Origin of the sequence: Actinomadura sp. 9N407 (assembly GCF_044326315.1) — a bacterium.
In the GTDB taxonomy this organism is placed as follows: domain Bacteria; phylum Actinomycetota; class Actinomycetes; order Streptosporangiales; family Streptosporangiaceae; genus Spirillospora.
This window is the reverse complement of record NZ_JBIRAW010000030.1, coordinates 91,005-104,304: the sequence shown is the minus strand read 5'-3', so window position 1 is coordinate 104,304 and position 13,300 is coordinate 91,005. Positions and strand designations below refer to the sequence as shown.

14 protein-coding genes are annotated in these 13,300 nt (G+C 71.4%); 5 read left to right on the top strand and 9 right to left on the bottom strand.

The window, feature by feature from the left end; translation table 11 throughout:
* Positions 1 to 14: 14 nt before the first annotated feature.
* The gene (locus ACH34Q_RS35535) at positions 15 to 1,181 is read right to left on the bottom strand and encodes an amidohydrolase family protein (RefSeq protein ID WP_395987541.1); all 1,167 of its coding nucleotides are present in this window, start codon (positions 1,179 to 1,181) and stop codon (positions 15 to 17) included.
* A gap of 86 nt (positions 1,182 to 1,267) precedes the next feature.
* Here ACH34Q_RS35535 and ACH34Q_RS35530 point away from each other — a divergent pair, with 86 nt between their 5' ends.
* Positions 1,268 to 1,936 carry a TetR/AcrR family transcriptional regulator gene (locus ACH34Q_RS35530; protein WP_395987540.1) on the top strand — a complete coding sequence of 223 codons (669 nt, stop codon included), beginning with the start codon at positions 1,268 to 1,270 and terminating at the stop codon, positions 1,934 to 1,936.
* Positions 1,937 to 2,021: 85 nt separating this feature from the next.
* Here the strand turns inward: ACH34Q_RS35530 and ACH34Q_RS35525 are convergent, their stop codons facing one another.
* Entirely contained in the window at positions 2,022 to 3,812 is a 1,791-nt protein-coding gene (locus ACH34Q_RS35525; protein ID WP_395987539.1) for an amidohydrolase family protein, read from the bottom strand.
* 195 nt (positions 3,813 to 4,007) lie between these two features.
* Between ACH34Q_RS35525 and ACH34Q_RS35520 the strand changes: the two genes are divergently transcribed.
* On the top strand, positions 4,008 to 4,679 hold the full coding sequence (locus ACH34Q_RS35520) for a hypothetical protein (protein WP_395987538.1): 672 nt from the start codon (positions 4,008 to 4,010) through the stop codon (positions 4,677 to 4,679).
* A gap of 30 nt (positions 4,680 to 4,709) precedes the next feature.
* Here the strand turns inward: ACH34Q_RS35520 and ACH34Q_RS35515 are convergent, their stop codons facing one another.
* A complete protein-coding gene (locus ACH34Q_RS35515; protein ID WP_395987537.1) occupies positions 4,710 to 5,309 on the bottom strand; it encodes a SecDF P1 head subdomain-containing protein in 600 nt (199 codons plus the stop codon).
* 65 nt (positions 5,310 to 5,374) lie between these two features.
* Between ACH34Q_RS35515 and ACH34Q_RS35510 the strand changes: the two genes are divergently transcribed.
* Both ACH34Q_RS35510 and ACH34Q_RS35505 read left to right on the top strand, forming a co-directional pair.
* Entirely contained in the window at positions 5,375 to 5,908 is a 534-nt protein-coding gene (locus tag ACH34Q_RS35510) for a DUF488 family protein (RefSeq protein WP_395987536.1), read from the top strand.
* Between the two features lie 79 nt (positions 5,909 to 5,987).
* Entirely contained in the window at positions 5,988 to 6,668 is a 681-nt protein-coding gene (locus ACH34Q_RS35505; RefSeq protein WP_395987535.1) for a TetR family transcriptional regulator, read from the top strand.
* On the opposite strand, the gene pqqE is transcribed toward ACH34Q_RS35505, so the two are convergent.
* From pqqE to ACH34Q_RS35475, 6 genes are read right to left on the bottom strand one after another with little or no spacing between them, the layout of a single operon-like run.
* The gene (pqqE, locus tag ACH34Q_RS35500) at positions 6,623 to 7,747 is read right to left on the bottom strand and encodes a pyrroloquinoline quinone biosynthesis protein PqqE (RefSeq protein ID WP_395987534.1); all 1,125 of its coding nucleotides are present in this window, start codon (positions 7,745 to 7,747) and stop codon (positions 6,623 to 6,625) included. The genes ACH34Q_RS35505 and pqqE overlap by 46 nt on opposite strands.
* Positions 7,744 to 8,013 carry a pyrroloquinoline quinone biosynthesis peptide chaperone PqqD gene (gene pqqD / locus ACH34Q_RS35495; protein ID WP_395987533.1) on the bottom strand — a complete coding sequence of 90 codons (270 nt, stop codon included), beginning with the start codon at positions 8,011 to 8,013 and terminating at the stop codon, positions 7,744 to 7,746. Before pqqD ends, pqqE begins: the two co-directional genes overlap by 4 nt.
* Positions 8,003 to 8,737 carry a pyrroloquinoline-quinone synthase PqqC gene (gene pqqC, locus ACH34Q_RS35490; protein ID WP_395987532.1) on the bottom strand — a complete coding sequence of 245 codons (735 nt, stop codon included), beginning with the start codon at positions 8,735 to 8,737 and terminating at the stop codon, positions 8,003 to 8,005. The genes pqqD and pqqC overlap by 11 nt, the downstream gene beginning before the upstream one ends.
* A complete protein-coding gene (pqqB, locus tag ACH34Q_RS35485) occupies positions 8,734 to 9,639 on the bottom strand; it encodes a pyrroloquinoline quinone biosynthesis protein PqqB (protein WP_395987531.1) in 906 nt (301 codons plus the stop codon). Before pqqB ends, pqqC begins: the two co-directional genes overlap by 4 nt.
* A gap of 9 nt (positions 9,640 to 9,648) precedes the next feature.
* Positions 9,649 to 9,777 (bottom strand): pyrroloquinoline quinone precursor peptide PqqA, encoded by a 129-nt coding sequence (gene pqqA / locus ACH34Q_RS35480; RefSeq protein ID WP_395987530.1) that lies wholly within the window; start codon positions 9,775 to 9,777, stop codon positions 9,649 to 9,651.
* A 43-nt stretch (positions 9,778 to 9,820) separates the two neighbouring features.
* On the bottom strand, positions 9,821 to 11,977 hold the full coding sequence (locus ACH34Q_RS35475) for a PQQ-binding-like beta-propeller repeat protein (RefSeq protein ID WP_395987529.1): 2,157 nt from the start codon (positions 11,975 to 11,977) through the stop codon (positions 9,821 to 9,823).
* 300 nt (positions 11,978 to 12,277) lie between these two features.
* Here ACH34Q_RS35475 and ACH34Q_RS35470 point away from each other — a divergent pair, with 300 nt between their 5' ends.
* Positions 12,278 to 13,270: a ThuA domain-containing protein gene (locus ACH34Q_RS35470; protein ID WP_395987528.1), complete on the top strand. Its 993-nt coding sequence runs from the start codon at positions 12,278 to 12,280 to the stop codon at positions 13,268 to 13,270.
* Positions 13,271 to 13,300 lie beyond the last annotated feature (30 nt).

Sequence of the window (13,300 nt, the reverse complement as noted above, 5' to 3'; positions counted from 1 at the left end):
CGCCACGCGGACTGTCAGACGCGAGCCGTGACGGCTTCGCGTACCGACGCCGGCAGCAGCTCGGCCATGTTGCCGGAGTAGAAGCGGGCCCGGTCGGCCTCGGTGCGGCCGGTGAGGGTCTCCTCGAACTTGGCCAGCGGGTCGCGGCCGCCCTCGGGGTGGGGGTAGTCGGTGGAGAACATGAACAGTTCCGCACCGGCCTGCTCGATCATCCAGCCGACGTCCTCGCCCGCGAACGGCGTGAACTTCAGATGGCGGCGGACATAGTCCGAGGGCCTGTCGCGCAGGTTCCGCAGCGGATCCTCCGTACGCCGGAAGGCGCGGTGGGCCTGGTCGAGATGGCGCATCCAGGACGGCACCCAGGCGGCGCCCTGCTCGATGCAGCCGCCGCGCAGCGCGGGGAACCGGTCGAAGAGGCCGTCGAGGATCAGCGTTCCGAGAAACGTCTCGGGCGAGTGGTGGATGGCCAGGTAGTCCTTGGAGCGGATGTTCTCGCCGCCGCCCAGATGGTCGGTGACGGGCATGCCGTTGTTGTGGAAGGCGGGGTCGAGCATCCGCCCGCCTCCGCCGACGTGGATGACGAACGGGACGTCCGCCTGGTTCAGGACGTCCCAGAACGCGTGCAGGTCCGGATGCGTCGGCGCCCGCTCCCCCGCTGCGGTGGACGGCACCAGGACGGCCGCGCATCCGTTCTCGACGGCCCGCGCGACGAGGCCGGCCGCCCTGTCCGGCGCCACCAGCGGTACGGAGGCGACCGGGAGCAGGCGGTCGTCGTCCTTGCAGAAGTCGCTCAGCGCGTCGTTCTGGGCCGCGCTTCCCGCGTAGAGGCGGTCCAGGTCGTTTCCGGAGTACAGGGTGGAGGCGAACGTGGCGAAGACGAGCTGGCCCTGGAAGCCGAGCAGGTCGAGCACGCGGCTGCGTTCGGCCGGATCGAACGCGCCCATGGCCTGCCAGCCCTTGTCCAGGAGCAGGCGTTCCTCCGCCTCCGCCGCGGCCGCCGCGCTCGTCCGGCGGACCTCGGCCCGCGCCGCCGCGGCCTTCAGCACCGGGTCGAGCGCCTCCACCCGGTCGCGGCGCAGCCGATCCCGCTGGCTCGGTTCGATGAAATCGTCCAGGAAGCCGTCCAGTTCCATGACATGGCTGTCGGCGTCCAGGATCGTGCGCTGTCCTGCATAGGTCATTCCAGCCTCCCGGGGGTGACGTGGAGACGGACCGATTCCGGTCCCTGGTGACATTTTGTCACCGGCCTTGGTGACAAGATGTCACAATGGGCCTGGACCGACAAGAGCACGGAACGACACCGGCATCAGCACCTTCCCGTTCGGCTCGGCTGTCGCGGGAGCACCGCCGCGAAGCCCTGGTCGACGCCGCCGCGGAACTGGTCTCCGCCGAGCCGATCGAGGCGATCTCGATAGAGACCGTGGCCGCGCACATGGGAGTCAGCCGGCCCCTCGTCTACAAGCACTTCGCCAACCGCGAGGAACTGCTGGCGGCCGTCTACGAGCGGGAGTCCGACCTGCTGCACACCCGCCTGGCCGAGGAGGTCAGGGCCGCCGAGTCCGTGGAGGAGATGTTCCGCGCTCTCATCCACGGCGTGCTGCGCGCCCAGCGGGAACGCGGCACCATGCTGGCCGCGCTACGCGCCGCCGGCGGATGGGACGAGGCGGTGAGAGGACGCAAGCGCGACCGGGACCGCACCACGGTGCGCTACTTCGCCGACCGCATGGCACGCCGGCTGGAACTCGACGAGCGCCAAGTGAAGCCGACCGTGGCCATCCTTCTCAGCGCCACCGACTCGGTCCTGCAGCAGTGGCGCCACAATCCGACGTCCGAACAGGCCGCCCTGCTGGAGGAGGCCTATGTCGACCTGGTCGCAGGCGCGATGAACCAGCTGGCCATCAGGCACCGGCCCGCAGGCACCGGGCACACGGGCTGACACCCGCCACGGCCCGCGTCCAGCACCGGCGTGATCCCGTCGACGCCGACTCAATCCCCTGCCGCGCTGAAACTCCTCGCGTTTCTCAGCGGGCGCCGCGGATCAGGCGGCCGGGCCGGGCGCCGGTGTCGGCGCTGTCGCGGCGGGTCACGGTGCCGCCGACGATGGTGGCCACGTAGCCGTCGGCGTCCTGCAGCAGGCGGCCGCCGCCCGCCGGCAGGTCGTGCGCCATCCTCGGCGCGTGCAGGCGGAGCGCGTCGAAGTCGATGACGTTGAGGTCGGCCCGCTTGCCCTCGGCGATCACGCCGCGGTCGGTCAGGCCGTAGAGGTTCGCGGTGTCCATGGTCTGCTTGCGGATCACGTACTCCAGCGGCAGCCGGTCGCCCCGGGAACGGTCCCGCGCCCAGTGGGTCAGCAGGTACGTGGGCATGGAGGCGTCGCACACCATGGCCACATGGGCGCCCCCGTCGGCGAGCCCGATGACGGCGGCCGGGTGGAGCAGCATCTCCCGCAGGGCCTCGTGGTCGTGGTCGCTGAATCCGAAGATCGGCACCATCAGCATCCGGTGCCCGCCGTCCTCCAGCATCAGGTCGTAGAGCTTGTGCATCGGGTCCACGCCTTCGGCGGCGGCGAGCGCGGCCACCGACCGTTCGGGCGTGGGCTCGTAGTCGACCGGATCGTGGAGCGGGAAGATCCGGTCCAGCAGGAACTGCTGCCCGACCGCGATGTCGTCGTCCAGGACGCCCGGCCGGGAGGGCCGGTCGGGCTCGGCCAGGATGGTCGCGCGCGTCTCCGGCCTGGCCAGCTCGGCCAGCAGCTCGGCGGGGGCCAGGCGGGCGGCCAGCGCCTCGTACGTCGGCCGCATGGTGAACGCGTGCCGGCCGGTGAAGCCGACGATCATGCCGAACGGCCGCGCGGCGACCTGGGGGTAGAGGGGGGCGCCGGCCTCGTGGGCGCGCAGCGACTCCGCCAGCATCTCCTCCCAGAGCCGGGGCGCGGCGTCCACCTGGAGCAGCGAGAACGACACCGGCAGGCCCGTCTCGGCCGCCAGCCGCCGCATCCAGTCCATCTCCCGGTGCGGGGCGATGAGGTCCTCGCCGGCCGTCCCCATCGGCGCGAGCTCGAAGACTGCCCGGCCCGCGGCCGCCGCCGCCCGGCCCAGCGCGAACAGCTCCTCCTCGGTGGCGTACGTGCCCGGCACCGGCTCGCCGTCGACGGCCCGGTGCACGATCGTGCGCGAGGTGGAGAACCCCAGCGCGCCCGCTCCGACGGCTTCGCCGACGATGCGGGCCATGGCCGCGATGTCCTCGGGGGTGGCCGGTTCGTTGCGGGCGCCGCGCTCGCCCATCACGTACGCGCGTACGGGCCCGTGCGCGATCTGCACGCCGAAGTCCATGGCCAGCTCGCGGCCGTCCACCGCGTCCAGGTACTCGGGGAACGACTCCCACTTCCACTCGATGCCTTCGGCCAGGGCCGAGCCGGGAATGTCCTCGACGCCCTCCATCAGGCCGATCAGCCAGTCCTCCCGGCCGGGACGTACCGGCGCGAAGCCCACCCCGCAGTTGCCCCCCACGACGGTGGTCACGCCGTGCGAGGCCGAGGGATCGAGCCCGGTGTCCCAGGTGACCTGGCCGTCGTAGTGCGAATGGATGTCCACGAAGCCGGGCGTGACCAGCAGTCCCGTGGCGTCGATGGTCTCGGCCGCCGCGCCGGGCACGGCCGGCGCGGCCGCACTGCCGACCGCAACGATGACGCCGTCCTTGACCGCGACGTCCGCCTGGCGGGGGGCCGCACCGGTTCCGTCCACGACGGTTCCGCCGACGAGCTTGAGGTCGTACATCGGGGCCCTCCCAGGGTCGCGGGACGAGATCACCACGCGCTCAACGTACTGTGTATGTCTTTCCCCGAACAGCCCTACGGCCGTATGAGCCGGACATCTCGGATGCATTAACGAACGCAAATCGCTTGTTTGCGTTTGCGACTACGCCTAGCATGATTGCGCCTGGCCGCCGCAGACCCCGGCCGCCGGTGAATGTTTGCAGATGCGATGTCCCGAGAACGGAAGAAGTGCATGCCCCCCTCCCGACTGATCACTCCCTGCGTGCTGAGCCTGACGCTCCTCGCCCTGGCCGGCTGCTCCGGTTCAGGCGACGACGGGCCCGCGGCCCCACCGCCCGCCTCCGCTGCGTCCTCCCCCTCGTCCTCCCCCGCGCAACCGCCCGGCAGTGGCGGCGGAACGCCCCTGGGCGGCGGGAAGACCGGGGTCACGGTGTCGCTTCCCACCGGCTGGAAGCAGGTCGACCCCGCGACGGACACGTCCCCTGTGGTGCAGACCTCCTTCCACCTGTCCGGAGACAGCGGAGAGATCATCAAGGAGCTGATCGGCGAGCAGCAGAAGCTCGGCGTGGTGTTCGCGATCGACTCCGCCACCACCTCCGGCTACGCACCGAACCTGTCCGCGGGATGCGACAGCGGCGGCCTCATCGGCACGGACCTCGAGACCTTGAAGAACAAGGAGCTCAAGCTGAACCCGGGCGCCCAGATCACGGACCTGACGGTCAGCGGGAAGCCCGGGTTCAAGATGACGCACACCAGCACCGGGCGCGACGGGATCGCCACCGACCAGATCGAGGTCAACGTCCCGGTCCCCGGCGACCGGTTCTGCTTCGTCAATCTGGCGGCCGCGAAGGGCACCATGCCGCCCGCCTCCGAACAGATCCTCTCGTCGTTCACGCTCGGCTGACCGGCGCGGGCGGCGTCCCCGGGCCGGGCCTCAGCGGCCGGTGATGCGGCGGACCAGGTCCTGCGTGTAGTCCTTGGTGAACTGGGCGGAGGGGCCACTGATCTCGACGGAGCCCCCGGTGATCGGCGAGCTGACGGTCGGAGCGGAGAGCACCTTGCCCTCGGCGATGATGGCGATCCGGTTGGCGGGGTCCTGCGCCCGCGCGGCCGTCTCGGTCAACCTCGTGAACGCCTGCGCGTCCTCCCGGTTGAAGGAGATGGCCACGGAGTAGCCCGTACGGCCACGCTCGGGATCGGGTGACTGGGCGTGGATGTCGTCGACCCGGTCGACGGTCATCCCGGCTCCCAGCTTGAGGCACTCGCCGCCGGACGGATCCGGCAGCAGGCCGGCCGCGCACGGGGCCGGCTCGGACGCCTGCACCGCGAGGAACCGCACCGGCTCGCGCAGGACCGCCGGACCCTCGCGTCCAGAATCGTCATCGGCGGAGAGCAGCACGAACGTCACCAGCGCGGCCACGGCGACGACCAGCACCACGGCCACGACGATGACGGGGATCAGCCAGGGGGCGCGGCGGGGCGGCGCGGTGGGCGGCGGAGGAGGAAAGGCCCCATAGGGCGGAGGATCGCTCATCACGGCCCCAGTATGTACGGACCCCGCTCCCCTGCGTGTCCGGGCCGCCCGCGATCCTGGGAGGTATGGATGATGTGCGGCCGCTGCTGACATTCGGCCATGGCACCGCCGAGCGCGAGGAGCTGGCCCGCCTCCTTCGCGACGCCGGGGTGCGGTCCGTGGTGGACGTGCGTACCGCGCCGGGAAGCCGGCGCAACCCGGACGTACACCGCAGCGCCCTGCAGGAATGGCTGCCTGCGGAAGGGATCGACTACCGGTGGGACGGGCGGCTCGGCGGCTTCCGCCGGGCCGCGCCGGACGCGCCCGACACCTTCTGGCGGAACGCGTCCTTTCGCGGCTACGCCGGACACACCCGCAGCCCCGACTTCCTCGCCGCCATGGACGATCTACTGCCCGAGGCCGGCCGGACCCTGACGGCCGTGATGTGCAGTGAATCGGTCTGGTGGCGCTGCCACCGCCGGCTGATCGCCGACTTCGCCGTACTGGCCCGTGGACGGCCCGTCCTGCATCTGGCCCATGACGGCCGGCTCACCGAGCATCCGCCCACATCCGGCGCGCGGCTACGCGAGGACGGACTGCTCGTCTACGACGGCGAGTGACCGTCCCGCCTCCCCGAGGTGGCCGGTCACGCGCGTCCTAGGATGAACGCACCTTCCGACATCCCGCCCGTGGAGCCACATGTCATCACAGTCCGTCACCCCCGCATCCGGCGGACGCCGCCGCGACGCCGAACGTACCCGGGCGGAGATCCTCGACGTCGCCCAGCGGGAGTTCGCCAGGCACGGGTACGCCGGGGCCAGGGTGGACGAGATGGCCGCGCTGATGCGCACCACCAAGCGGATGATCTACTACTACTTCGGCAACAAGGAGAAGCTGTACATCGCCGTGCTGGAGAAGGTCTACTCCGAGGTCCGGGCGGTCGAGGCCACCATCGACGTGCGGCATCTGGCGCCGGTCGAGGCGATCCGGACGCTGGCCGAGCTGACCTTCGACCACCACGACGCCCACCAGGACTTCATCAAGCTCGTCAGCATCGAGAACATCCACCAGGCCGAGCACCTGCGCAGGTCCGAGGTGCTGACCAACCTCGGCGCGCCGGCGGCCGGGCTGGTCGCGCAGATCCTGGACGCCGGACGCGCCGCCGGCGACTTCGTGACCGATGCCGACGCCATCGACGTGCACATGATGATCAGCTCGTTCTGCTTCTTCCGGGTCTCCAACCAGTACACGTTCGGGACGCTGTTCGGCCGCGACCTGGCCGCCCCCGAGCACCGCGACCGGCACCGCGCGATGACCGGCGAGATGGTCGTCGCCTACCTCACCGGGAACGGCCGTCCCGCCCGGCCTGGGCGCCGGTAGACGAAGTCCGGGTCCGCGGGGCCACCGCGATCCGCCGCGGTGACGGGCTCGCGCACCAGGTGGTGGTCGGGTGAGAGCGCGCAGGCGGGATCGGTACGGGCGGCGTCGCCCGTCAGCGCGTACGCCTGGCAGCGGCACCCGCCGAAGTCGATCTCGCGCTTGGGGCATTCGCCGCACGGCCCGGTCATCCAGGCGGTGCCGCGATAGGCGTTGAACGCCGCCGACTTCTCCCAGATCCAGGCGAGCGACTCGTCCCGGACATTGGGCGGGTCCAGGTGCGGGATCGCGTACGCGGCAGGGCAGGGCAGCGCGGTGCCGTCCGGGCCGACCGTGATCGAACGTGTTCCCCAGCCGCCCATGCAGGGCTTCGGTACGCCCTCGTAGTAGTCGGGCATGACCCAGACCAGCTCCGGCCCGCCTTCGTGTCGCTCGCGCCAGGCGGTGACCGTCGCCTTCGCGCGTTCCAGCTGATCGCTGGTGGGAAGCAGGGCGGCCCGGTTGAGCAGGGCCCAGCCGTAGAACTGGGCGTTGGCCAGCTCGATCCGGTCGGTCCCCCAGCGCGTCCCCAGCTCGATGATCTCCTGGAGCCGGTCGAGGTTGTGCCGGTGCAGGACGACGTTCAGCCCGAACGGCAGGCCGGCTGCGCGGATCACCTCGGCCGCCCGTTCCTTGGCCCGGTACGAGTCGCGTCCGGCGATGAAGTCCGAGCCCGGCTGCCGCGCGTCCTGGAGGGAAAGCTGGACGCTGTTGAGCCCGGCGTCCGCCAGCCCGTCCAGCCGGGCGGCGGTGAGGCCGAGGCCGCTGGTGACGAGCTGGGTGTAGACGCCGGCACGATGGGCCGACTCCACGATCTGCACCAGGTCGCGGCGCAGGAGCGGTTCGCCGCCGGAGATGTGGGCCTGGACGATGCCGAGGTCGGCCGCCTCGTTGAAGACCCGTTCCCAGTCGCCGGCGCCGAGTTCGGCGCTCCTGCGGACCAGTTCCAGTGAGTTGGAGCAGTACGGGCAGTGCAGCGGGCAGGCGTGGGTGACCTCCGCCAGGAGGGCCCAGGGGGCGGGGAGGGCCGGTGCGTCGCTCATCGCAGCCATCCTTCGGCCCGGATCCGGTCCAGGAATCCGGGGACGTCGTCGGCGAGCGGGGCGTCGGGGAAGGTCTCGCCGAGTTCGGTGACGATGTCGGCGACCGTGCGGCGGCCGTCGCAGAGCCGGAGGATGCGGCCGCCCTCGCCGCTGAGCCGTACGGCGCGCTCCGGCATCAGCAGGAGGTCGGCATCACGGACGCGGTCGTGGCGCAGCACGATGGACCGGTCCAGCCTCGGCCGCCACGGTTCCCGTTCAGCGGGCATGGGACGCCTCCGTACGGACGGCGGCGTGCTCGACCGCGTCCAGAAGGGACCAGAGCACGTCGCACTTGAACGTGAACGCGGCCAGCACACGCTCTTGGTCGTCGCGGGTCCGCGCCCATTCGTGGACCAAGCCCAGTGCCTCGTCGGCGTCCCGGCGGCCCTGGTCCACTCGCACTTGGAAGTAGCGCAGCCCTTCCGGCTCGATCCAGGGGTAGTGGCGTTCCCATGCGGCGATCCGGGTCACCATCAGATCCGGGGCGAACAGCTCGGTCAGCGAGGACGCGACCGCTTCGAGGGGCGAGCCGTGCCTGCAGAAGTTCAGGTAGCCCTCCACCGCGAACCGCACGCCGGGCAGGACGCCCTCGCCGGACAGCAGCAGCGTGCGGTCGAGGCCGACGGCCTCCCCCAGCCTGAGCCAGCGTTCGATCCCCCCGGCCTCGCCGGGACGGCCGTTCTCACCGGGACGTCCGTCATGGTCGTGGACGCGCCGGATCCATCCGCGCCGCTGCTCGCGGGTCTCGAGCTTGGCCAGGATCAGCGCGTCCTTGATCGGTATGTGGCGCTGGTAGTGGAACCGGTTGAGGATCCAGCGGCTCAGCTCCTCGGGAGAGAGCAGCCCGTCGTGCATGCGCAGGTTGAAGGGATGCCGGTGGTGGTACCGCTCCTCGGCCAGCGCCCGGAGGCGCTCCTCCAGCTCGCCCGGCGGCCATCGTGGTGTGCTCACAGTTCGATCACCTCTCGCTCCCGGGCCACGTCGATCCCCATGGCGGCCAGCCGCCGGTGCCCGCCGTCGGCCGGATCGACCAGGGGGTTGGTGTTGTTGAGATGGGTGTAGAGGCGGCGCGCCGCCGGCAGCGCGGCCAGGCGTTCGGCGGTACCGTCCGGGCCGGTGATCGGCAGGTGCCCCATCTCGACGGCGGTCCGCTGGGAGAACCCGGAACGGCGGGGCTCCTCGTCGTCCCAGAAGGTGCCGTCGATGAAGACGCAGTCGGCGTCGTGGAGGGCGCGGTCCAGTCCGGCGGGCCAGGCGGCGAGGGCCGGGGCGTAGACGAGGGCCTTGCCGTCCCGGCGGTCGCGGATGCGCAGGGCCACCACCCACGCGTCACCGGCGGGTTCGGCGTCGAGATCGGCCGCGTAGCGGGGACGCTTGCCCGAGACCGTGATGCCCTGGATCTCCAAGGGACCGCCGTCGAGCGCCTCCGGGGCCTCGTGCGGCAGCGTCGCCCAGGACAGTCCGGCGTACGGGGCGAGGACCCGGTCCAGGCGCAGGCCGCCGCACAGCGCCTCGCGTACCGTGTCCGTCGCGATGATCCGCAGCGTGGGCGCCTCCCGCAGCCGGGGCAGGCCGAGGGTGTGGTCGAGTTCGGCGTCGGTGAGGATGACCCCTGCCACCGGGGTGTGCCGCCGGGCGGGTCCGGGACGCAGCGGGGGGCATTCCTCGATCTGCTCGCCGAGGTCGGGCGTCGCGTTGACCACGTACCAGCGGCCAGCATCCGCCTCGACCGCGAGCGAGGCGTGCCGGCGCCGCAGCCGGGGGTCGGCACGCGCGGCGGCGCACCCCGGGCACGCGCAGTTCCATTGGGGTACGCCGCCGCCCGCGGCGGTGCCGAGGATCCGGATCCGCATGGGGGCGGATCAGCTCTCGGCGCCGAAGTAGGCCGTGACCTCCATCGAGGTCTCCACGATCTGGTAGTCGGGGGCGACCCAGCGGGTCACGCGGTCCTCGGCGCGGTCGCGCTCGGTGTCGGCTGCCTGCTCTGCCATGGTGGCTCGCTTCCTCTCGTCCGGGGCGGGGCGCCCCGGGGGGTCACTGGACGACGATCTTCCCGGTGCTCTGCGGGAAGACGGGGTCGTTGTAGAAGTACTCGCCGGCCTCGGTGAAGGTGTGCGAGGACGACTGGCCGGGCTGGAGCCGGCCGGTGTTGAAGACGCGCTCGAAGAACGACGCGGCGCCGTGGCTGTGGACGTTGCCCTCGGGGTTGAGGAAGGTGACCTCCGTCCCGACCGGCACCGTCATGTGCTGCGGGGACATGGCGTTCTGCGCGACGAAGTTCTCGGTGTCGCCCGGGGCGCCCGCGCCGGAGTTCCAGACGCGGCCGAGCGTGATCGTGTTGTTCGCGTCGGTGCCCGCGACCGCCGCCGCGCGGATCTGGTTGCGCTTGGACGGGGGCTTGGGAGCGGGCGCCGGGCCCACCTTCCCGTCCAGTTTGAACGCCCACAGGTGGTCGCCCTTGGGGATGTCGGGATAGGGAAGGCCGTTGCCCCCGGCGAAGACCGCGATGTACTGCTCGCCGTCGATCTCGTAGCTGACCGGGCTGGTGTGCACGCCCGCGCCGCACTGCCAGCTCCACAGCTTGCGCCCGTTGGTGTCGTCCATCGCGTGCAGCACCCCGTCGGGGCCGCCCTGGAACATGACCCGGCCCGCGCTGCTGAGGATCCCGTTGCCGTGCGCCAGCGACCAGTCGCCCTCCCTGCGCCAGACCGGCCTGTTGGTACGGGGGTCGACGGCGACGATCCCGCCGGAGAAGTACTCGCCCAGCGGCCGTGAGGTGTTGACCCTGCCGCCGTTGGTGTTGGAGTAGGCCGAGTTGATCAGCCCGTACCCGACGTACAGGAACCCGGTGTGCGGGCTGAACGAGATGTGCGACCAGTCGGCCCCGCCGCCCGCGCCGGGGAACAGGATCGTCGCGTCGTCCCAGAACGGGGTGTAGATCTCGCCGGTCGGATAGTACGGAACCGGCCTGGTCGTGTCGCGGTGGCTCGGCTCCTGGCGGACGAACGGCCTGCCGCCCGGGAACGGCTGGGTGGGCCAGGTCTTCTGCAGGGGCTCCTGCGGTACGCGGCGTTCGGTCATGCCGTGGACGGGCCTCCCGTTGGCCCGGTCCAGGATGTAGTACATCCCGGTCTTGCTGCCGTAGACGACGACCTTGCGCTTGCGGTGCCCGACCTGCATGTCGAGCAGCACGGGCGCCATGACGTTGTCGAAGTCCCAGATGTCGTGGTGCACCGACTGGAAGTGCCAGCGCCGCTCGCCCGTCTTGGCGTCGATCGCGACCAGGCAGTTGGAGAAGAGGTTGGTGCCGCCGCGCGTGGAGCCGTTGGTGCGCGGATAGGGGTTGCCGAACGTCCAGTAGACGAGCCCGAGGTCGGGGTCGACGGCCGGGTGCATCCAGCAGACCGCGCCGCCGGTCTTCCAGCTCTCGCCCTCCCAGGTGTCGTTGCCGTACTCCCCCGGGCCGGGCGGTCCCCAGAACGTCCAGGCGATCTCGCCGGTCCTGGCGTTCAGCGCGTACCCGCGGCCGCGCGCCCCGGCCGTGCTGCCCTCGGTGCCGACGAAGATCTGCCCGTCGTGGTAGACGACGGCGCCGGCGAGGCCGCCCCGGTTGCCGCCGCACTGGCCGTTCTGCGGGTCGCAGTCCGGGTCGCCCTCACCGGCGATGAGCAGCTCGCGCTGCCAGACGACGCCGCCCGTCTTCTGGTCCAGGGCGTACACGATGTTGGCGCCGGAGGTGGTGAAGACCAGGCCGCCGCCGAGGCCGACACCCCGCATGTTGGTCCGCTCGGAACCGACGTTGGTCTTCCAGAGGATCGCGCCGGTCCGGCCGTCGACGGCGAAGACGTTCTGCTGCGTGCTCTGGACGTACAGCACGCCGTCCTGGGCGACGATCGTGCTCTGCTGGGCGCGCCCGTCCGTGGCGCCGCCCTCGATGTTGACGTGCCAGGCGCCGCCGAGGCGGTTGACGTTGCGCCGCGTGATCTGCCGCAGCGCCGAGTGGTTCTGGTTGCCGAGGTTGCCGCCGACCTTGGGGAAGTCGCCGCCGGCCGGCTCCAGCCCGCGCGACTGCCTGGGGACGGGCAGCGCCATCGTCCCGCCGGGGTCGGCGTGCGCCGGCGTGCGGAACGGTGTGAAGGCCACCGTGCCGCCGGCCACCGCGGCGCCGGACAGGAAGTGCCGTCGTCTCATGCTGATCTCCAACCCACGGGGTGTCCCATCGTGGTCCACTAGGCGGATGGTTGGGTCCGTTGAACGGACGACACCGTAAGCCGCGCTCCGCTCGCCTGACAAGGGTGCGACGGGAAGAGATCGGGATGCCTTGCCGATCGTTCTTGCCTTTCCGCCGGAGAACCGGCCGCTCCAGGCCACCGTCCGGCGGCGGCCCTTGTCGTCGCGGGACCGGCATGAGATCGTCATCCAACCTCTGAGCGGTCCGACTAGACCACTAGGTGGACCTCGGAGGATGCCTGCAAGGAAGGAACCCGCACCATGAGGAGACCCTCGTCCCGTCTGGTCACCGTGGTGGTGACGGCGATCGGGACCGCCGCGGTGCTGATCGCGGCCATGCTGGCCAGCGGGCTGCCCGCCGCGGCCGGAAGCCACCGGGCCAAGCCGAAGGACCGCGGCGCCGAGCAGCTCGGCGACCCCGAGTACGGCGTCTGCCGGGGCACCGACCCCCGCTGCTACCACGACTGGGGCAACTTCGACCCCGCCGCCGGCTACAAGATCCTGGTGTACAGCCGTACCGCCGGCCCCCGGCACGCCAACCTCGGCCCCGCGCTCGCCCCCGGCCTCAACCCGCCGCTGGCCGAGGCGAACGTGGCGCAGAGCGCCCTGGTGAAGATGGGCAAGGACAACGGCTTCACCGTCGACTGGACCGAGGACGTCACCCGGCTCTCCTCGGCCGGGCGGCTGTTCGCCTACAACGCCGTGGTGTTCCTCAGCACCACGCGCGACACCCTGGACGACGCCGCGCAGACCTCGCTGCGCCAGTACGTCCGGGGCGGCGGCGGGTTCGTCGGCATCCACAACGCGTTCGGCACCGAGTACAACTGGCCCTGGTACGAGGGGCTCCTCGGCGGCACCAACTTCTACGACCACGGGCCCTCGCAACCGGGGACCGTCCAGACCAACGGCCGCAGGGACGCCTCCACCGCCGGGCTTCCGGCGCGCTGGGCGTTCAGCGACGAGTGGTACAACCTGATCCCCTTCCCGTCCCGGGTCCGGATCCTCGCCTCGGTGGACGAAGGCACGCTGGAGAGAGGCGCCGAGGGCGGCCAGGGCCACCCCGGGCACGGCGCGTCCCACCCCGTCGCCTGGTGCCAGTACTACGACGGCGGCCGGGCCTGGCTGACCACGCTCGGGCACGACGCCAAGGCGTTCACCGACGACGGCTCGACGTTCCCCGGCGCACCGCAGTTCCAGAAGATGGTCCTAGGCGGAATCGAATCCACCATGGGCAAGAAGCCCTTCTGCCGCTGACCCCCGCCGGTTGACTCTTGGCGTGTTCGC

Coding starts and splice junctions, on each gene's coding strand:
- ACH34Q_RS35535 (WP_395987541.1), bottom strand. CDS start 1,181: ATGACCTATGCAGGACAGCGCACGATCCTGGACGCCGACAGCCATGTC.
- ACH34Q_RS35475 (WP_395987529.1), bottom strand. CDS start 11,977: ATGAGACGACGGCACTTCCTGTCCGGCGCCGCGGTGGCCGGCGGCACG.
- ACH34Q_RS35520 (WP_395987538.1), top strand. CDS start 4,008: ATGCCCCCCTCCCGACTGATCACTCCCTGCGTGCTGAGCCTGACGCTC.
- pqqB (WP_395987531.1), bottom strand. CDS start 9,639: ATGCGGATCCGGATCCTCGGCACCGCCGCGGGCGGCGGCGTACCCCAA.
- ACH34Q_RS35515 (WP_395987537.1), bottom strand. CDS start 5,309: ATGAGCGATCCTCCGCCCTATGGGGCCTTTCCTCCTCCGCCGCCCACC.
- ACH34Q_RS35510 (WP_395987536.1), top strand. CDS start 5,375: ATGGATGATGTGCGGCCGCTGCTGACATTCGGCCATGGCACCGCCGAG.
- pqqA (WP_395987530.1), bottom strand. CDS start 9,777: ATGGCAGAGCAGGCAGCCGACACCGAGCGCGACCGCGCCGAGGACCGC.
- pqqD (WP_395987533.1), bottom strand. CDS start 8,013: ATGCCCGCTGAACGGGAACCGTGGCGGCCGAGGCTGGACCGGTCCATC.
- ACH34Q_RS35530 (WP_395987540.1), top strand. CDS start 1,268: ATGGGCCTGGACCGACAAGAGCACGGAACGACACCGGCATCAGCACCT.
- ACH34Q_RS35505 (WP_395987535.1), top strand. CDS start 5,988: ATGTCATCACAGTCCGTCACCCCCGCATCCGGCGGACGCCGCCGCGAC.
- pqqE (WP_395987534.1), bottom strand. CDS start 7,747: ATGAGCGACGCACCGGCCCTCCCCGCCCCCTGGGCCCTCCTGGCGGAG.
- ACH34Q_RS35470 (WP_395987528.1), top strand. CDS start 12,278: ATGAGGAGACCCTCGTCCCGTCTGGTCACCGTGGTGGTGACGGCGATC.